The organism is Pseudoalteromonas sp. JB197, assembly GCF_002332205.1.
In the GTDB taxonomy this organism is placed as follows: domain Bacteria; phylum Pseudomonadota; class Gammaproteobacteria; order Enterobacterales; family Alteromonadaceae; genus Pseudoalteromonas; species Pseudoalteromonas nigrifaciens.
On sequence record NZ_NRGZ01000002.1, the window covers coordinates 599,545 to 618,182 of the forward strand.

Below are 18,638 nucleotides of genomic sequence, written 5' to 3' on the forward strand. Positions count from 1 at the left end.
ACTGTTTATATTAGTAAATTAAATTACCAATTGGGTTAAGTAACTTACTCAGCCCTTTATTAAAATGTAGCGCACTACTGACTACTGTAAAGCATAAACAGCCTTCTTTTGTTACCGGTGTGTGCAGATGGCTGCCATCTTGCCAAATAAAATCACCCGGTACGTAGTTACCTTCTTCGTCGCTAAACTCGCCGTTTAGTAACAAAGTAATCTCAAATCCGGTATGAGTATGCTCTGGTATTTCTCCACCCGCAGCAATGTGCAATAAGCTGGTACGTAATGGGCCATCATCTAGGGCAACGCGCGAGCGGGCTAGTTTGCCAACTTGAGTAAATTTGCTGTGCGAAATACGTGTTAAAGCACGCGGCAGTTGATAGTTTTGCTGGTTTATTTCAACAGCAATTGGTTCAACTTCGTATACTTCATCAATACTGGTATCGCTGGTTATTAAATCAAATAAGCTTGAGCTTTCTTGCTCAAAATAACCACTAGTATCATCCTTAGCCTCTGAAGGTAATGCATCGTTAAACACTTCAGCTGCATTATCAGCTTCAAGCTTTGTTACTTTTTCTTGGCATACTGGGCACATATCTACGTGTATAGACACAGCTAAACTTAACGATGCGCTAAGTGATGCACTGCAATATTGTGTCAGTAAAGTATCACTCGGGTGATGTTTAATCATGCTGATCTCCCATTTCATTACGTAATTTTTGCAAGGCTAAACGTAACCGTGATTTTACCGTGCCTACTGGAATATTAAGTTGTTGTGCAAGTTGCTCTTGCGACATATCTTGAAAATAAACACCTCTTACTACTTCCCGCTGAGCTACTGGTAGCTTTTCAAGGTAGCGTTTAATTTGCTTATCTTCTAAATGATCTGTGTATTCGTGATGCGTATTTTGCGATTCGTTCAATAACGGCCAAATATCTTCGCTGATGTTTTCTTCTTTATTGCTTTTCATTTTGCGCAGCATATCAAACGAAGCATTTCGCATTACCGTGTAAACCCAAGTAGTCGCAGCCCCTTTGTCACTATTGTACAAATGTGCTTTACGCCAAACCGATGTTAGTGTTTCTTGCACTAACTCCATTGCTTGAGCTTCAATACCAAATTGCTTGATACCAAAACGTTTAATTTTTGGCGAAAAATATTCAAATAAATAAGCAAATGCTTTTTTATCGCGGCTTTGTGCAACATCAATTAATGCTTGCATCAATTCCTTACTTGGCGTTTCTGGCATGGCAGTGTACTTACCTGTATTAGGTTCACAACGTAGTGATTGTTGTTGACTTACCATAGTAATTTATCCCGTTATTGTTTTAGTACATGTAAATACGGGCAATAATTAAATAAGGATCAAATTAAATTAGGCAAATTCGTTATTAATCACAGTATGGAGGAAACTTAGTAAGTTATCAAAGTTAGTTTCAAACGCAAGTTGCTGTTTTTTCTCAATAGATATAGGTAACAGCTCAAGCCATCGAGCAGCAACCCAAGTAAGCTTGTCAAAATAGGTTTGTTTATATAACGAACTAAGCTCTGGGTTATTAGTGAACACTTCACGCAGCGTATCTTGTAGGCGTTTATGCTCGCCAATATTATTGTTTGCCTCTGTGTACCAATAAGGCGTATTACAGTTCGACATTAAACCGTAGCGCAGTTCTTGCTCGTCTTGAAACACATCGTTTATTTGCACACTTTGAGTAGCACATACATCTATAAGTAGCATGCCATTATCATCTTGATCAAAGTCAATAATGTTCATTAGGCAACCTTGGGCGCTGATATTAAATGGCGTGTCGTGCTCAAAACTACAAAGCACAAAGCCAATGTTTTCTTTTAATGCGCTTTTAACCATATTTAAATAGCGAGGTTCAAATATGCGTAAACGCGTATAACCGTCAGGGAGGATAAATAAGGGTAATGGAAAAATCGCACGTTTCATAAAGTCTACTTGTTTAAAACATTCTGCCTTCATTTACGTGCGCTTTAACTAAGTCGATCAGCTTTTATTAAACCAATGTTAAATATTAAACCACGCTCCCATACTTTTAAGTAATTGCACCGAATAATAAGCGCTGATCATACTTACAACCGGCGCCAGCATTAAAGCAAATAATCCAAATTCACTGCTCATAGGGTTATTCCTTATAATTGACGTATATTATTGCACTGGTTTAACGGTATTTTCGGTTTTAATTTCAGCTTGAATATCGGTAATTAATGGCTCACTTAACCAGCTATTAAGCATAGTTTCGGTATTAAAAGTAAGCGTGTCTTTTATTGATTTTTCAAGCTCTATGGTGGTTTGCGATATATAGCTGGTAATTGTTTGTGTGAGCATATCAGTTACATCAAGGTCAACTTCAGTTGCGTTTGCTTGCAATGAACCTAATACTAATAAACTTGCCATAGCGATTTTAATTGAATGTTTCATAATGGATTTCCTTGTTTGTGTATTGTTTCGACTCAATTACATATTCAAGGGATGTGCCACACTAAATTAAAAATATAACCCATTGTTTATAAAATACATTTAAACAGTAGTAGCCGAAAATGAAATTCAGCGTTGGTTAATATAACTAATTAATTTAACTTTTCAGCTAAATTTTAGTTAATATAACACGCTTTATTTATGCGCCAATACCGCTGTTTATTTAACCGCCTTTCTACCTAACCTGTAAGCATCTACTATGCTCAAAAACCAAATAACCAACATTAAGTAAATATACTGGTATTGCCCTAATGCTGCACAGTGCGCTGATGGATGCTTTACTGCAGCCAAAATATCATCAAAGCTAGCACCGCCCCTTGTGTTTACTATGTCATTAGCTATGCATTGCGCCATTGCATACACCTCTTGTAAAGTTAACAGTAATAAAACCGAAAATACTCCCGCAAAAATAGCGCCTATTAAATGCTTTTTTAACGCAAAGTGCCCAGCACTTGGGTAAATTAAAGCGCTAAGTAATGCTGCTTTAAAGCTTTTTTGCATAATTTTCCTTTAAGTAACAGTTGAGTGTTCAGCCTATTTTGTAGTAAAACATATTGAATTAATGAGCCTTTAAAGCAAGCGAAAGTTTGCCCTTATGTTTGCTTATAATAATTGAAAGATTCAGCGTACACACGTACACTGAAAACAATTAAAAGTGGTAGGATCAGTTATGTCATCGAATGCGCCCTATTCGCGTAAAGAAGAACAGCTCAATGTAATTAGCCATGCAATAGGTGTGTTATTTGCTTTCTGGGTAATGTGGGATCTGTTTAATCAATCAAGCAGCACCAAAGCCTATATAAGTGCAATGATTTATAGCGCCAGCATCTTTATTTTGTTTTTATCATCTACTTTATATCACGCCAGTGTACAACCTAGGCTCAGGGCATTTTATAAAAAGTGCGACCACTGCGCTATTTATATTCTTATTGCCGGTACTTACACTCCCTTTTTACACCTGTCGTTAACAGGTGTTTGGTCTTGGGCAACCCTCACCTTTATTTGGTCAGTAGCACTTGCTGGCGTAGCGTATAAAGTTTTAGTTCACAATGGTAATAAAAAAGTTTCCCTTGCCACCTACTTACTCATGGGATGGTTTGCACTCGCCATTATTTATCCGCTTTACTTAGCAATTGATGTAAACGCATTATATTGGCTACTCGCCGGCGGCATTTTTTACAGCCTAGGCACAGTATTTTACAGCGCCAAAAACACCCAATTTAGCCACGCCATTTGGCACTTATTTGTTATTGCCGGCTGCGTTTGCCACTATGTGGGCATTAGTCGTTATGTGTATTGAAGGGGAAGCGTCCTCTGATAAAGCCGATAAAATCGTGAATAAGGTTTATTTTATTTATTAAATTGATGCTTAGTTTAGCCAATTATTTAAGCCAATCTATAATGCAAAACGCCTAGATTAATTGATGCTGCCTTTTTTCGTTGGGTTCACTGCGCTCAAACCAACCTACGTAATTTCATATTAAAGCTATTGTTGTGGGGGAGTGTTCAGCAAAAATAAATTTTAAATACGCTGCACTGTTTATTAATTCTACCTCTCCTAATAATGGTAAGGAAACCACACCATGGCGTTTGAATACTTTCATTTTATGAGTTTAATTGGGGTGGCCTTTTTTGCTATATCGGGCACTTTATTAGGCCACGAAAAAAACATTGGGGGTTTTGGTGTTGTAGTTGTAGGCTCAGTTACTGCGCTTGGCGGCGGTACATTGCGTGATATATTATTAAATCAGCCAGTGTTTTGGATTGCAGAGCCCGATTATTTATACGCCACCTATGGCGCAATATTTATTGCGGTGGTGTTTATTCGCCATTTACCGCACGTATCTAATTATTACATGCTGCTAGTTGATGTATTAGGCATGGCTATATTTAATATTGTTGGCATTGAAAAGTCGTTAATTGAAGGCACTACCATGATAGTTGCCATTACCATGGGTATGACTACCGGTATATTTGGCGGGCTAATGCGCGATGTAATTTGCAGAGAAATTCCGCTAGTAATGCGCGAAGAGCTGTATTCTACTGCGTGTCTGTCGGGCGGTTTAACTTATGCAGCGTTGTTTTTACTCGGAGTGTCTTATATATGGTGTATTTTAGGCTCCTTGTTTATTACCGTATTTTTACGTTTGGGCGCACTGCATTGGGGTTGGCAGCCAAACATATTTAGAAAAAGAACGGTTAAAAATAAATAACGCTAAAAACTAACTGTTTTGTGTTTCATTTTAGCGCCAGTTTATACTCGCCTGCCGCTAAAATAAAATCACCATGAAATATAACTAATAACATTATGTAACATGAACTCTGGTTAAGAGGTTTACTTACGTGTTGAGTCATAGTTATATTTAAATTTATTTTTTCTAGCCAGAGGTTTCCAGTGAAAATAAGGCGAATTTACGCGTCAATAGCTGGCCTATTGCAAGCAAATTCAACGTAGTTAGCGCTAAAAATAGCTGCTTGAGATAGATTTATTATCCAAGGTTCAAGTTATGCCGGGTATTTTAATTTTACTGCCTACTTTAGCGGGCTTGGGTAATTGGCTAAATTGCTGCTCTATTACCTTTAAACGCTCTAGTACCTCACTTGGAAATGGCGATACTCGCCTGGTTGCTAAATCAATATGCAAATCTAAGTGCTCGCCCGCAGCGGCGCGATACCCTTTATTGGTGCAATATATTTCATGAAATGTATGAATACGTTTTTCATCAACGTACAACAGCCAAGACACAACCTCAATTTCATCGCCTTCGCACAACTCTCTTTCAAAAATACAATGGCTCTCTACTAATGCTTTGCTGCAGTTATTTGCATAACGGTAACGCTCACTTAAATCCAGGTGTTCGGTAAAATCTATATGCGCATCGTAAATAACTAAACCATAATATTTTGTATTCATATGGCCGTTAAAATCAACCCACTGGGTGGGCACTGTGGCTGAATATTTTTTAAATGGGTAGAGCGACATTTCACTTCCTTTTAGGGTAACGATAAGGCTTAAGTTGCTATTGCTGTATTAACCAAACACTGAAAACTGGCTGTGTAATTACATTAAATAGCCGTCCTGTTGGTTGTTATTCGTTAGCGGAAAATTGATTTATATTAAATATTGAGCAGCACTAATTTCAGCATTTAATACTGTAAACCAAGCTTTATTACAGCAACCATAGGTTATGGCTCTATTGTTATAGGTTTAGGTATGCTGGGGTTACTGGCGTTACTAGCCGGCGTGCAACCTATAAACGGTGATTTAAATAACCTCATTCCGCAAATGGCTGCAACCTACCTGTCGCCTATTATGGTGTTAGTATTATTTGTGATGATTATTGGCTCGCTTTCATCCACCGCCGATTCTGACTTGTCAGCCTTATCGGCAATTATAATGACCGACGTATACGGTAAACATTTAAGTAAAAACAATCCTAACCCTAAAAAAATGCTTTGGGTTGGCCGCTTTACCATGGTTGTTGCCACCATGTTAGGCGTTATATTTGCAAGCCTTAAACTCGATATTCTCTCAATGCTAATTTTTGTTGGCGCACTGTGGGGCGCAATTGTGTTTCCGGTTATTTCTAGCTTATATTGGAATAAGGTGACAAATCTGGCGTTTACTACCGCGGTAACCGGCGCGTTTTTACTCTTTATTGTCGCACGCTTTGAGTGGCTGGAATTAACTGGCGCTGTCGCGTTGTTTTTTGAGGTAATAGCAAGCGTAGGCGGCGGTGTTGTTATTGGCTTAATGTGTTTTGGTTTTTTTGGCCGCACTGCGGGGTTAATTTTGGGCGCAATAACAGCCGTAATACTACTGTTTTTTACTTTAGGTTTTTTACGCGACTATATTGTATTGCTAAGCTCACTGACCGCTTACGGTGCCAGCGCTATTATTTGTGTAGTGCTTACCTTAACCAGCAACAAAAGCGCGTTTGATTTTGCTTTAATTAAGCAACGTGTTGTTGAATTTAGTGACAATAAATAAGGAGAGATTATGTCTACAACATTACTTACTATTTATGTATTAATTTGGCCTGTGATTGCCTTTGGTGTATTTGTTATTTTACTTTGCTCACTTATAAAAGATCTTAAAAATGCGAAACAAAAAGGCAAAAACTTAGTGTAAAGCATGCACTTTACACGCAAACTAGGGCAAGCATTTAACTTGCCCTTTTTTATTGCGTTAAGCACTTAGTTATAAACACTTTAACGCTAGCACTATTTTAACAGCGCACTCATTGAGCAAGTGGCTAAGTAAACAGCAGGCAGATTAAACTTGTTATATTACTGCCATTGGTACACACGCATATTCACTCGCTCATTTTTAAATGCAATACCTTCTAATAACAGCTTTTGTCGCTGCTCATGATATTTATTACTGCCTATAGGAAACGATATTTTACCTTGGCTGCTTACTACTCTATGCCAAGGTATTGTTGAGTCGTTGGGCATTAGCTTTAATAACCGCCCCACTAAACGCGCATTTTGCGGGTACCCCGCAATAGCGGCTACTTGCCCATAACTTGCAACTTGCCCTTTAGGAATGCTACCAATAACGGTATAAATAAGCGTTTCTTTATCAATTTCCATGTTTTTTCAAATACGCCTGGCTAAGTTGAGTAAACTGCTGCCAAATAGTACGTGCTACTGGCCCATGATGGCTAGAGTGCTGCCTAAAAGCGCGAATTTGCGTGCTAAATTCATGCTCGCGATCAGTTATGGTGACTTTTTGTAATAACCCCGATTTAATTTCTTCAGCGCAATGCTCTAAGCTGATCATAGCCCAACCAGCGCCCGATAATAAAAACGATTTTAAGCTCGATATATCGTCAATTTTCATCATTGCTGGGCCTTTAGAATAAGACAACCTATCACTGTCTATACTCAGGCCGCTTTCAAACATGGCTAAACACGGGTACGACTGTAATTCACTGTAGCTAAGTATGTTAGGTATAATATTTTTTGCGCTAACAATACCAATGTCGAGCTTGCCTATGGGCAAGCTTTCTAAATCGCCGGTAGCATGAAACAAGTCAAACCAAGGGCCTATGCCAAGCTCTGCTTGGCCATTATTAACCTGCTCCAACGAAATAAAGCGTTTACCACTGGTTAAACTAAACTCAGTGCTATTAAATACTCTAAAAGTATTACTTATGATCTCATTGTAGCTTTGCACATGGCATATTTGTTCATAACAAATTCTAAATTGCGCTTCATTGCCTAGTGCTAGCTCTTTTGCAAGTTGTGCAAGCTCTTCGTTGTTATTGAGTAGTTGTTTAGCTTGGCGATGAAAAATCCGCCCTTTTTCGGTTAATTGTAAACGGTATTGCGAACGGTCGAGTAGCGCAAAGCCTATTTTTGTCTCTAAACTTTTAATTGCTAACGTAAGCGCTGGCTGCGTTTTGTGTAGTTTAAGTGCCGCTGCACTTAAGCTTGCGCTTTGTACAATGGCGTCTAATATTTGTAGCTGGTTGAGTTTCATAGCACTGCCAATAACAATATAAGTAAAACTTATTGAGTTTTTAAAATTTAATGAATTTTATTTTATATGTTTGCGGAGTATGCTGCACTGACTTTATTTAGCTTTTAATTTTCATGGAGAAAATATGCACCTCTTACGTCTATGTGTAGTAACGACGACTTTACTTGGTTTAATAGCCTGCTCTGAGCCTGAGCCGCAAGTAAAAGAAGAGCCAATACGCCCGGTAAAGTTATTTAATATTGGTCACGATTCGCAAGTTAGCATTCGCAGTTTTCCTGCTGAAGTAGTTGCAAATCAAGGCTCTTACCTTGCATTTAGAGTAAGCGGTGAGCTGGTTGAGTTTCCGGTATTAGCGGGTCAGCATGTAAAAAAAGGACAACTATTAGCTAAATTAGACCCTGAAGATTTTCAGCTGCAATATAATGAGCGTAAAGCCCGCTACGAGTTGGCTAAATCACAATTAGGGCGTATTGAACAACTTTTCGAAAAGCGCATTACCAGCCAATCAGAGCTTGATCAGGCTATTGCTAACAAGCAAGTTGCCGAATCGGCCTTTAAAATTGCACAAACGAATGTGGAATATAGCCAACTTAGAGCGCCGTTTGCGGGTACTGTTGCAAAAGTGTTTGTAAAAAACTTTGAAAGTGTACAAACAAAGCAAAATATATTGCGTTTAGAAACCCGCGATTTAATGGATGTTGAAATTCAAGTACCTGAAAGAATTGTGGCGCGCTTTATTAAAGGAACTCAATACCAACCAACGGTTATTTTTGACGGTTATCACGATAAAAAATACACACTCACACTTAAAGAGTGGGACACCCAAGCAGATCCTGCCACATTAACGTATAAAGTTGTGTTTTCGCTACCAGTACCAGAAGATTTTAACTTACTTGCCGGTATGACTGGCCGCGTACTTATCGATTTAAGTAAAGTAACGCAATCACAAACCGCGTACACTATTTTGCCCAACGAGGCGGTGTTTTCCGATCCGCAGCAATCTATTAGCAACAACGCTTACGTATGGTTATATAACGAGCAAACCGGCCAAATACATAAACAAGCAGTAAAAGTGGGCCAATTACACCGCGACGGCATTGAAGTACTCAGTGGGATTAAAGAAGGACAGCAAATTGTTTCTGCCGGTGTACATTCACTAAAAGAAGGCATGCAAGTACGCCCGTGGAATAAAGAGCGAGGCCTGTAATTATGAGCTTTGCACAACTATCTATAGAGAAAAAAGTTATTAGTTGGATGTTTACTCTATTGCTACTTATTGGCGGTGGTGTTTCTTACTTTGACTTAGGGCAATTAGAAGATCCTGAATTTACGTTAAAAAAAGCCATGGTTATCACCATGTATCCTGGCGCGTCGCCACAGCAAGTAGAGGAAGAAGTTACTTTCCCTATCGAAAATGCGATTCAGCAATTACCTTACGTTGATTATGTTACCTCTATTTCATCAAATGGTAAGTCGCAAATTACCGTAGAAATGAAAAGTAGCTATCGAAAACAAGAGCTAAGACAAATTTGGGATGAAATGCGGCGTAAAATTAACGACCTCAATCCATCTTTGCCCAGTGGTGTATACGCCAGTAAAATTATTGATGACTTTGCTGATGTTTACGGCGTAATGTATTCCGTAACCGGCGATGGCTATTCGTATGACGAGCTTAAAGACTACGTAGACTACCTTAAACGCGAACTTGTATTGGTTAAAGGCGTAAGTAAAGTAACTATTGCAGGAGAGCAACAAGCGCAAGTAATGGTTGAAATTTCTACGCAAAAACTTGCTCAATTAGGCATAGCGCCCAGTCATATTTATCAATTATTACAATCGCAAAATACGGTTTCTAACGCGGGTAAAATTAGGGTCGGCAGTGAGTCTATTCGCTTGCACCCTACTGGCGAGTTTAAAGATGTAAAAGAGTTAGAAACCCTGCTTATTTCTAAATCGGGTGCCAGCGAGCTAATTTATTTAGGTGATGTAGCTAAGGTATACCGCGAGTACGCCGAAGTGCCCAGCAATATTATTCGTTACAACCAACAGCAAGCATTGTTAATTGGCGTATCGTTTATGTCGGGCGTTAATGTGGTTGATATAGGTAACGACATTGACGCACACCTTGCGTCATTAGAGTACCAGCGCCCACACGGAATTAAAATTAATGCCGTTTATAATCAACCAAACGAAGTAGAAAAATCGGTAAACGGCTTTATTGTTAGCCTAGTTGAAGCGATTGCCATTGTAATTATAGTGCTATTGCTGTTTATGGGGGTTAAAAGCGGGCTGTTAATTGGTGGTATTTTACTGCTTACCGTTTTAGGTACTTTTATTTTTATGAAGTTATTTGCTATTGATTTGCAAAGAATTTCGTTAGGTGCGCTAATAATCGCACTTGGTATGCTTGTTGATAATGCCATTGTTGTTACCGAAGGCATTTTGATTAACCTCAAACGTGGGCAAACTAAACTAAGAGCCTCTATTAATATTGTTGAACAAACTAAGTGGCCATTACTTGGGGCAACTGTGATTGCTATTACTGCATTTGCGCCGATCGGTTTAAGCTTCGATGCCAGCGGTGAGTTTGCCGGTAGTTTATTTTGGGTATTGCTAATCTCCCTTTTATTAAGCTGGATCACTGCCATTACCCTCACACCATTTTTTGCCAATTTAATGTTTAAAGAAACGCAATTAAACGCTGATGGCGAGCAAGAGTATGACGACCCATATCAAGGTTTTATATTTACCAGTTACAAAACCAGTTTAAACCTTGCTATGCGCTTTAGAAAAAGTACCTTAGTTTTAATGTTAGTACTGCTGTGCAGTGCTGTTGTTGGTTTTGGCGCTGTAAAGCAATCATTTTTTCCGGCATCTAATACGCCAATGTTTTATGTAGATTATTGGCAAGAACAAGGCGCTGATATTCGCTCAACGCTTGAGGGGATTAAAAAGTTAGAAGCGTTTTTACAGCAAAACCCATTGGTTACTGAAATAACCAGTACTGTTGGCCAAGGTGCTCCGCGCTTTATGCTTACTTATGCACCTGAAAAGTCATACCCTGCGTACGGGCAATTGATTATTCGTGTAACTGACCGCGAAGCGGTTGCTACTGTTATGCAAAAAGTACGAGATTTCGCACAGCACAATCCGGTTGCCGCACAGCTTAAAGTTAAACCTATGGAAATAGGCCCTTCAACAGATGCAAAAATAGAAGCGCGTTTTTCTGGCCCAGATCCAGTTGTACTTAGAAAACTATCTGCTCAAGCCAAACATATCATAGCGCAAGATACAGGTTCGCATAATATTCGTGATGATTGGCGGGCACGTACCAAAATGATCCGCCCACAGTTTAACGAACAAAAAGCGCGTCGTTTAGGTATTAGTAAATCAGACCTTGATCAAGTATTGCTTACTAACTTGTCGGGTAAGCAAGTAGGTGTATATCGTGATGGCACCCAATTACTGCCTATTATTGCGCGCTCTCCTGCTAACGAGCGCTTAAACGTAGAAAGTGTACACGACCTACAAATTTTCAGCCCAGTATTGGGGGTGTTTATACCGGTTACTCAAGTTGTTGATGAGTTTGTAGTTGAATGGGAAGACAGCTTGATTATGCGCCGCGATCGTAAGCGCACTATTACCGTTATGGCTGACCATGATGTACTAAGTGACGAAACGCCGGCTAAACTATTTGCACGCATTCGCACCGATATCGAAAACATTGAGCTGCCACGCGGTTATGAAATGCAATGGGGTGGCGAATACGAGTCATCGAGTAAAGCTAAAAAAGCTATCTTTGGCTCATTGCCGATTGGTTACTTAGCTATGTTTGCAATTACAGTATTGCTGTTTAACTCTGTTAAGCAGCCTTTAGTTATTTGGGCTACAGTACCACTTGCAATTATTGGAGTAAGCGCAGGGTTATTGGTTATGAATGCGCCGTTTAGCTTTATGGCATTATTAGGATTACTAAGCTTAAGCGGTATGTTAATAAAAAATGGCATAGTACTAGTGGATCAAATAAATCTTGAATTATCTGAAGGTAAATCGCCATATCAGGCGGTATTTGATTCAGGAGTGAGCCGTGTACGCCCTGTAGCTATGGCGGCAATAACCACTATATTGGGGATGATCCCTCTGTTATTTGATGTGTTTTTTCAATCAATGGCGGTTACTATTATGTTTGGCTTAGGTTTTGCTACCATATTAACTTTAATTGTAGTGCCTGTGCTTTATACCATTATATATAAAATTGAATATCAGCCTCTTAGAACTCAAATTCGAGAAGAGAAAAAATAAACTCTTTTTAAATTAATAAACGCAGCTAAGGCTGCGTTTATTTTATATTGCACTCTAAACCTGCCTTATAAACTGCCTACCCCTAGTAATAAAGTACCATTATGATTATACCGCTCAAATAACGTCGTTTTTCTTATATTTTATATACATAAAAACATTTTAAATATCTGGTATTTTGTTTTAATAATGCTAATGTAACCTAGAGGTTAATCATTTTAAGGACTTGAGAAAATGATGAGACTATCTCTAACTCAATCAGCAGCAAGTATATTGTATTTAGGTTTTATCCAATTTTTTCTTGTTGTTGCATTTTTGGGGGCTTTAGAAAGTGTTGTTGTTACGCAAAGCTTAATGCCGGTTATTTCTCTGCAACTTTCTTTGACTGCGTTAGGCTTAGCTATTTTATTGGCTTTTTTACCTAAGGTTTTACCTACAAAAAAAATTAAATATCTCATACCTATATTACTCATTACCGGCGCTATATTGTTTATTAACTTTGAGCTAAGTTTGTGGCGACACGATAGCAGTAGCTGGTTTTGGGACAGCCATAACCCTTTTATCTTATCTTTTAGTGCTGTAATGGTATTTGTGTTTTTTTTAGCTTTAATTATAAAAATTAAAAACCCAATTACTACCGTTAAAGGTTCTATAACCGCTAAAGTAATTACGTTTTTTGCTATTTTTATTGGCATAACACTTTGGCAAGTTACCGCGGTTAAAACGGTAACTAATGTAGCTGTAGATGCACAAAATAAAATTAAATTTGTTGAAACTATACTCAATAAAAACCTCGAAAGTCATATCACATCACTTACTCGCATAAAAACACGTTTAGAAGCAGTGAATGCCGACGACTTTATAAAAATGGTTAATATAGACTTAAAAATTTATACCCAAGACTTTGAAATTATTAGCAGTATGCTTCTTCTCGATGAAGATTTGAATTACATAAGCGGCACAACATACTCTGAGCAATTTACTAATGACGGATTAATTGCAACCAGCCCTATTACTAACTGGTTAAAAGCAGCTGAAAATAAAGTGAGATTTGCGGCTAACTCTGCAACCTTAGATACAGATACGCCCATTATAATGTTCTCAATTCCGATAACGGCAAGCAATGGTAAAAAATACCAAGTGCTGGCACTGTTAAATTTAAACTTGTTAATTGAAAACAGATACATAGATTATCTCAGCTCGTTTGATACTTTTATTGAGTTAACACCTAAAATTTATTTCGCAATCGACAAAAACCAAAAAAATGTTCAAGACTTAAATAGCTTATTAAGCCGTTATAGCAAGCATTATATAGTTAACGAAATTGTTGTAAGAGAGGTAATTAAGCACAACGTTTATAGCTTTATTAAAGACTATTCAAAGCTTAAAGAAGCGGCACAAATTGAGCAAATGATCATATGGCTTACTTTTGCGTTTATTTATATTTTGATATTAGCCACTGACTCTACTTTTTTGCTCAGACAACAGTCTATTGTGTTACATAAAATGGCTAAATACGACGAGTTAACCGGCCTGCTGCGCCGTGATGCATTAAATGCAGAAATAGAGGCTAAGCAAGTTAACTGTGTCGATGTAAATTGTGCGATGGTGTTTTTTAATTTAGATGGCTTTAGCGCAGTAAACAATAGTTTAGGCCATAAATTAGGTGACATGGTTTTGCAATTAGTCGCTAAAAGGCTTAAGAAAAATGCTGTTGGGGCAGGCGCCATATCGCGTTTTGGCAATGATGAGTTTGTATTGCATTACTGTAATATATCTAAGCAGCAGCTATCGGATGAAATTACACTCGTAATAAAATCGCTAGCCGATATATATAACTTAGGTGAGGTTGATATCCACCTTACTGTGAGTGTTGGCATAGCTATGTCTGATGGAGAGGTCATTAGCCCTGCATTACTACTACAACAAGCTGATATAGCAATGGATAACGCTAAAGCTTTAGGCGGCAATCAATTTTGCTTTTACCATAAGCTTATGGATGAGAGCCATAATTCTATGGTTACAATTAGAAGTGAGCTACAAAAAGCGATTAAAAATGAGGCATTAGAGGTTTATTATCAACCCATTTATAACTTAACTACTCAGTGTATTGTTGCTGTAGAAGCTCTAGTTCGCTGGAAAAATAATGGCAGTTACATTTCTCCTGCTGTTTTTATTCCTATTGCAGAACAAACAGGGCAAATACTACAAGTGGGCGAACAAGTCCTTACTCAAGTACTAAATGATATAAGTACTATAGCTGAATTACAAAATATTTGTGTTGCGGTTAATTTTTCACCGCAACAAATACAACAGCGAAACTTTACCGAAAAGCTGTATAAGTTAACGTCTGAAAAAAACATACAGCCTAAGTTACTCACCATCGAAGTGACCGAAATGATTATGTCGGAAAAAGGCGCTATTGAAGAAGTGCTTAAAGCGCTAATGAATAAAGGTTTTAATGTAGCAATTGATGACTTTGGGACGGGTTACTCAAGCTTGTCTTATTTATCGCGTCAGCCGGCAAATATAATAAAAATAGATCGTGAATTTACCATTGGCGCCGAATTAGCTGGGCAAAAAAGAGCATTGCTAGAAGGCATTATTAATATTTGCACGCAGTTAAATAAAACAGTGGTAGTAGAGGGTGTAGAAAGTCCTGAGCTGATCGGTTATTTATCTAAGTTTAACAACATTAGAATACAAGGCTTTTATTACTGTAAACCTATGCCTCTGGATAAACTTATAGAATATATACATAACAACAAATAGCGATTTTGATAATAAATTATTAAAATCGCAGGTTAATTAAGTTGTTGTACTGTACCTAATATTATATCGCTTTATTTTTTAAGGCTCAATATTCCTTTTGAGTCGGATGATTTATTTGCTTTTATACTTTTAGGTTTACCAACATAAGTGGTTGAGCGCTTTTGATAAGGCGTTTTACTACGCTCTTTTTTACGTTCTTCAGTGCGCTCACCTTGATTAAAACGTTTAGGGTTTTCGCCCTGAAAATCACGTTTTTTATCACTTGTTTTTTGCGGCTTAGCTACAGCTTGCAGGCTTTGTTGCTGTAAAGCGTTTGCTTCATCGTATACTGAATGCTCTTGGGTTTTTCCTGAGTCAGAGATAGAGTTGTTTATAATCGCCATTTCTTGTTCAGTTAAGTGACGCCATTGCCCTACTTTTAAACCTTTAAGCGTCACATTCATAATACGTACGCGTTTGAGTGTGACCACTTCGTAACCTAAATATTCACACATTCTACGTATTTGACGATTTAACCCTTGGGTTAAAATAATAGTAAACTGCTGCGCACCGGTTTGGGTTACTTTACATTTTTTAGTGATGGTATCGAGTATGGGCACACCATTACCCATTTTAGCTACAAACTGACGATTTAATGGTTTATCTACAGTAACTACATATTCTTTTTCGTGATTATTGCCAGCGCGCAAAATTTTATTAACAATGTCGCCTTCGTTAGTTAAAAATATTAGCCCTTCAGATGGGCGATCTAAGCGCCCTATTGGAAAGATTCTATCGGGGTAATTAACTGCTTTAACAATATTACTTTGAATTTTTCGCTCTGTAGTACAGGTAATACCAACGGGTTTGTTATAGGCAATATAAACGCGTTTAGGGATTGCTTTAAGTGTTTTGCCATCTACCAATACAACATCAGTAGATGAAACTTTTACGCCCATTTCCGGGCGAATACCATTAACAGTAACACGACCGTCTTCAATATATTTATCAGCCTCGCGTCGCGAACAAAAGCCAGTATCGCTAATAAATTTATTTAATCGTTTTAAGTCTGTCATGGAAGCAATTCACCTTAATTTTAAAGGCTGCTAGTTTAAACCACCCACAATAATTTTTCGCCCTTAATTTAACCTTTGTAGCCGTTTAAGCAGTGATTTTTGCGTAGGTTAATTTTCGCCATATGTATTCTAAAGGGCCTTGTTGAAAATAACGGCTATAAATGGCGGTAATAATAAGCTGAATAACGATTAGTAAGGTAGCAACTAAACAATAGTCAATACGATTAAAACTGAGCGCCCACTGCTTAAAAAACACTTTAAACAACACAAGTTGCATTAACGTTTGGCTTATATATAAACTAAATGCTAAACGCCCTACTTGTTGAATTAATTTTCCTGTGTTGGCATTGTTACTACACAACTTAACTGCAATGTGAATATAAATAACCGCCATACATAATGCTGCCACACTGTTAATTAATTCTTGCAGCGCATAAAATATACCACTGCTATATTGCTCTGTAGTTAGCCGTAAACTGGTAAATAGTAGCGCACTACTAATTACTAAAATGAGTTGCTTTGCCGATAAGCCACTAGCAAACACCTGTTGCTTATACAGATATATACCTAATAACATTAGCGCTGTCGTTACCCACATAGTAAGTATAGGCACCATAAACACCATTAAGGCGTTCATAGTTATGTTAGATAACAAGTGATCGCCATATGATTGAAAGTATTGGCTATACAAAGCATTAAACTCTGGCGAATCACGGTATATTAATGTCTCTGGTACGCTATACATAACTAAAGCGGTTGCCAAACCCGAGAGTAGAATAAACCCATAGGCGTGCTTTAAAAGTTGCTCATTGGTACTGCTTAAGTACCTTATAGCAAGCAACCCCGACACCCCATACAAAAATAGAATATCGCCGGCCCAAAGTAAAAAACCATGTAATAAACCAAAAACTAGTAACCAATATAGGCGGCTTTTAAGTGGTAAAACCAAGTTATAGCGTTGCCATTGTATGTATAAAGCCGCCCCAAACAGTATGCTAAATATGCTCCTAAAACGCCCCTCTATAAATATTAGGTTTAATGTTTGAATCAGGCTATCACTGCTTGGTGGGGTTGTTAGGGGCGTATAACCGAGTTCAAATACTCCAAAGGTGTATATATTCATAAACACCAAGCCAAGTACGGCAATACCACGAATGAAGTCTAAATTATAATTACGCATTACCTATTCCATTACGTGGTATTTTTATAGCTATCGGCCCAGTTTACCGCTTGCTTATAAATGTTAGGTAGTAATTTGCTATCTATATTTATTAATAAAACGGCTTGCTCTAATGTCCACCAGCTTCCTGATTCATATGCTTTTACGGTTTCAAGAATATAATGCAAGGTGTTTTTTTCGCCTTGTAATGCTGCTTTAATGTCATCTGGAAATGGTAGTTTATTAACTAATAAACTCATAGGTTGATCTAATATGGCATCGAGTAACGAAAATAGCCCGGTTAAAAAAGCTTCACCTTTTTGCTGTTTACTTATTTGCGCGGCAATTAGTTCGCAAAAGCGAGCACGAACTACGCATATTTGCATTAACTCGGCAGGCTTAGACTTAGCGGTATGAGCGGTCACAATCAAACTTACAAACTTTTTTAACCGTTCCTGACCTAAGTATACTAATGCTTGTTTAAGGGAAGATATTTGGCTTTTAATAGGAAACACACCACTATTAATTAAGCGTAATAGTTTGTATGCCAGCGCAGCATCAAGCTCAAATAAACCAGAAATTACGCTTATATCTGGATTGGGTTTCATAACTTCTGCATAAATTGCAATTACTAGCGCGTAATTATAGTCAATATCGTTTTGTTTAAGCATGGTTGGCTTTGCAAAATAATAACCTTGAAAGTAATCAAAGCCCATTTTGTAGGCAAGTTCAAACTCCTCGGGCGTTTCTATTTTTTCGGCAAGTATTTTTATTCTTTTATGTTTTTTTAGTTTTTTAACAACCTGGGCAATTTCCGGTAATGGGGTTTGACGTATATCAAACTTAATCAGATTTACCAGCTTTAAAAATCGCTCCCACTGTGGGGTGTACACAAAATCATCTAACGCTAGTTTATAATTACTATGAAATAAATCACGGCATAACTCATAATTATCGTCTGTGGGCTCTATGGTTTCGAGTAACTCAATCACCACATCTTTATAGGGTAAAAATGCACATAAATCGAGCTTTAACGACTCTGGGCCTATATTAATCAGCGCTTTTTTACCTGACGTTATATGACGGGTTCCTAAGTTAAGCTGATTTTCCATGATCAACCTTGCCGTTGCTTGGCCATCAGATATTTCTGGAAAATAGTTTTTATCACTATCACGAAATAATAGCTCATAAGCAACCACATTCTGGCGACGATTTAATATTGCTTGCCTTGCAACAAATACAGACACATTACCTACTTCTTAGTTTTTATATAGTACTTAGCTATTAATAGCCTAATCAGCAATAATTGTCACTTTTCTTCGACAAAATCATATTATTTAAACCTCGAATTCAAGTATTAAGTGCAA

General features: G+C 37.8%; 18 protein-coding genes. 7 read left to right on the forward strand and 11 right to left on the reverse strand.

The genetic code is table 11. The features are described from left to right. Window positions 1-10 precede the first annotated feature (10 nt). From CIK86_RS17810 to CIK86_RS17830, 5 genes are all read right to left on the reverse strand, one after another. Window positions 11-685 (reverse strand): ChrR family anti-sigma-E factor, encoded by a 675-nt coding sequence (locus CIK86_RS17810; RefSeq protein WP_086997471.1) that lies wholly within the window; start codon window positions 683-685, stop codon window positions 11-13. Further along, window positions 678-1,301 (reverse strand): sigma-70 family RNA polymerase sigma factor, encoded by a 624-nt coding sequence (locus CIK86_RS17815; RefSeq protein WP_011330075.1) that lies wholly within the window; start codon window positions 1,299-1,301, stop codon window positions 678-680. Before CIK86_RS17815 ends, CIK86_RS17810 begins: the two co-directional genes overlap by 8 nt. 69 nt (window positions 1,302-1,370) lie before the next feature. Beyond that, entirely contained in the window at window positions 1,371-1,949 is a 579-nt protein-coding gene (locus CIK86_RS17820; RefSeq protein ID WP_011330074.1) for an LON peptidase substrate-binding domain-containing protein, read from the reverse strand. Between the two features lie 219 nt (window positions 1,950-2,168). Continuing rightward, window positions 2,169-2,441 (reverse strand): hypothetical protein, encoded by a 273-nt coding sequence (locus CIK86_RS17825; protein WP_086997473.1) that lies wholly within the window; start codon window positions 2,439-2,441, stop codon window positions 2,169-2,171. Window positions 2,442-2,657: 216 nt separating this feature from the next. Next, window positions 2,658-2,999, reverse strand: a complete 342-nt coding sequence (locus CIK86_RS17830; protein WP_086997476.1) for a hypothetical protein — start codon at window positions 2,997-2,999, stop codon at window positions 2,658-2,660. 169 nt (window positions 3,000-3,168) lie between these two features. Between CIK86_RS17830 and CIK86_RS17835 the strand changes: the two genes are divergently transcribed. Together CIK86_RS17835 and CIK86_RS17840 are read left to right on the forward strand one after the other, a co-directional pair. After that, a complete protein-coding gene (locus CIK86_RS17835) occupies window positions 3,169-3,798 on the forward strand; it encodes a hemolysin III family protein (RefSeq protein ID WP_086997479.1) in 630 nt (209 codons plus the stop codon). Between the two features lie 283 nt (window positions 3,799-4,081). Continuing rightward, window positions 4,082-4,711, forward strand: coding sequence for a trimeric intracellular cation channel family protein (locus tag CIK86_RS17840; protein ID WP_011330070.1), 630 nt, complete (start codon window positions 4,082-4,084; stop codon window positions 4,709-4,711). Window positions 4,712-4,998: 287 nt separating this feature from the next. On the opposite strand, the gene CIK86_RS17845 is transcribed toward CIK86_RS17840, so the two are convergent. After that, a complete protein-coding gene (locus CIK86_RS17845; protein ID WP_086997482.1) occupies window positions 4,999-5,481 on the reverse strand; it encodes a thioesterase family protein in 483 nt (160 codons plus the stop codon). 231 nt (window positions 5,482-5,712) lie between these two features. Between CIK86_RS17845 and CIK86_RS17850 the strand changes: the two genes are divergently transcribed. Both CIK86_RS17850 and CIK86_RS19315 read left to right on the forward strand, forming a co-directional pair. After that, on the forward strand, window positions 5,713-6,489 hold the full coding sequence (locus tag CIK86_RS17850; RefSeq protein ID WP_217896491.1) for a hypothetical protein: 777 nt from the start codon (window positions 5,713-5,715) through the stop codon (window positions 6,487-6,489). 9 nt (window positions 6,490-6,498) lie between these two features. Then, window positions 6,499-6,630 carry a putative transporter small subunit gene (locus CIK86_RS19315; protein WP_011330067.1) on the forward strand — a complete coding sequence of 44 codons (132 nt, stop codon included), beginning with the start codon at window positions 6,499-6,501 and terminating at the stop codon, window positions 6,628-6,630. Between the two features lie 158 nt (window positions 6,631-6,788). Here the strand turns inward: CIK86_RS19315 and CIK86_RS17855 are convergent, their stop codons facing one another. Next, a complete protein-coding gene (locus tag CIK86_RS17855; RefSeq protein WP_086997486.1) occupies window positions 6,789-7,094 on the reverse strand; it encodes an MGMT family protein in 306 nt (101 codons plus the stop codon). Then, window positions 7,084-7,986, reverse strand: a complete 903-nt coding sequence (locus CIK86_RS17860) for a LysR family transcriptional regulator (protein WP_086997489.1) — start codon at window positions 7,984-7,986, stop codon at window positions 7,084-7,086. Before CIK86_RS17860 ends, CIK86_RS17855 begins: the two co-directional genes overlap by 11 nt. Window positions 7,987-8,110: 124 nt before the next feature. On the opposite strand from CIK86_RS17860, the gene CIK86_RS17865 reads away from it, so the two are divergent. The 3 genes from CIK86_RS17865 to CIK86_RS17875 all read left to right on the forward strand — a co-directional run bounded on the left by CIK86_RS17865 (window position 8,111) and on the right by CIK86_RS17875 (window position 15,057). Next, window positions 8,111-9,193 (forward strand): efflux RND transporter periplasmic adaptor subunit, encoded by a 1,083-nt coding sequence (locus CIK86_RS17865; protein ID WP_086997493.1) that lies wholly within the window; start codon window positions 8,111-8,113, stop codon window positions 9,191-9,193. Between the two features lie 2 nt (window positions 9,194-9,195). After that, window positions 9,196-12,288, forward strand: coding sequence for an efflux RND transporter permease subunit (locus CIK86_RS17870; protein ID WP_086997495.1), 3,093 nt, complete (start codon window positions 9,196-9,198; stop codon window positions 12,286-12,288). A 231-nt stretch (window positions 12,289-12,519) separates the two neighbouring features. Further along, complete coding sequence (locus CIK86_RS17875; protein WP_254910751.1) at window positions 12,520-15,057, forward strand: bifunctional diguanylate cyclase/phosphodiesterase; 2,538 nt, start codon at window positions 12,520-12,522, stop codon at window positions 15,055-15,057. A gap of 71 nt (window positions 15,058-15,128) precedes the next feature. Here the strand turns inward: CIK86_RS17875 and rluF are convergent, their stop codons facing one another. The 3 genes from rluF to CIK86_RS17890 form a co-directional block, all read right to left on the reverse strand. Beyond that, window positions 15,129-16,112, reverse strand: a complete 984-nt coding sequence (gene rluF / locus CIK86_RS17880) for a 23S rRNA pseudouridine(2604) synthase RluF (protein WP_086997498.1) — start codon at window positions 16,110-16,112, stop codon at window positions 15,129-15,131. Between the two features lie 85 nt (window positions 16,113-16,197). Further along, window positions 16,198-17,292 (reverse strand): DUF418 domain-containing protein, encoded by a 1,095-nt coding sequence (locus tag CIK86_RS17885; protein WP_086997500.1) that lies wholly within the window; start codon window positions 17,290-17,292, stop codon window positions 16,198-16,200. A gap of 11 nt (window positions 17,293-17,303) precedes the next feature. Beyond that, entirely contained in the window at window positions 17,304-18,518 is a 1,215-nt protein-coding gene (locus CIK86_RS17890) for an HDOD domain-containing protein (protein ID WP_086997503.1), read from the reverse strand. Window positions 18,519-18,638 lie beyond the last annotated feature (120 nt).

Coding starts and splice junctions, on each gene's coding strand:
- CIK86_RS17810 (WP_086997471.1), bottom strand. CDS start 685: ATGATTAAACATCACCCGAGTGATACTTTACTGACACAATATTGCAGT.
- CIK86_RS17870 (WP_086997495.1), top strand. CDS start 9,196: ATGAGCTTTGCACAACTATCTATAGAGAAAAAAGTTATTAGTTGGATG.
- CIK86_RS17885 (WP_086997500.1), bottom strand. CDS start 17,292: ATGCGTAATTATAATTTAGACTTCATTCGTGGTATTGCCGTACTTGGC.
- CIK86_RS19315 (WP_011330067.1), top strand. CDS start 6,499: ATGTCTACAACATTACTTACTATTTATGTATTAATTTGGCCTGTGATT.
- CIK86_RS17875 (WP_254910751.1), top strand. CDS start 12,520: ATGATGAGACTATCTCTAACTCAATCAGCAGCAAGTATATTGTATTTA.
- CIK86_RS17840 (WP_011330070.1), top strand. CDS start 4,082: ATGGCGTTTGAATACTTTCATTTTATGAGTTTAATTGGGGTGGCCTTT.
- CIK86_RS17830 (WP_086997476.1), bottom strand. CDS start 2,999: ATGCAAAAAAGCTTTAAAGCAGCATTACTTAGCGCTTTAATTTACCCA.
- CIK86_RS17860 (WP_086997489.1), bottom strand. CDS start 7,986: ATGAAACTCAACCAGCTACAAATATTAGACGCCATTGTACAAAGCGCA.
- CIK86_RS17855 (WP_086997486.1), bottom strand. CDS start 7,094: ATGGAAATTGATAAAGAAACGCTTATTTATACCGTTATTGGTAGCATT.
- CIK86_RS17835 (WP_086997479.1), top strand. CDS start 3,169: ATGTCATCGAATGCGCCCTATTCGCGTAAAGAAGAACAGCTCAATGTA.
- CIK86_RS17850 (WP_217896491.1), top strand. CDS start 5,713: ATGCTGGGGTTACTGGCGTTACTAGCCGGCGTGCAACCTATAAACGGT.
- CIK86_RS17845 (WP_086997482.1), bottom strand. CDS start 5,481: ATGTCGCTCTACCCATTTAAAAAATATTCAGCCACAGTGCCCACCCAG.
- CIK86_RS17820 (WP_011330074.1), bottom strand. CDS start 1,949: ATGAAACGTGCGATTTTTCCATTACCCTTATTTATCCTCCCTGACGGT.
- rluF (WP_086997498.1), bottom strand. CDS start 16,112: ATGACAGACTTAAAACGATTAAATAAATTTATTAGCGATACTGGCTTT.
- CIK86_RS17865 (WP_086997493.1), top strand. CDS start 8,111: ATGCACCTCTTACGTCTATGTGTAGTAACGACGACTTTACTTGGTTTA.
- CIK86_RS17815 (WP_011330075.1), bottom strand. CDS start 1,301: ATGGTAAGTCAACAACAATCACTACGTTGTGAACCTAATACAGGTAAG.
- CIK86_RS17825 (WP_086997473.1), bottom strand. CDS start 2,441: ATGAAACATTCAATTAAAATCGCTATGGCAAGTTTATTAGTATTAGGT.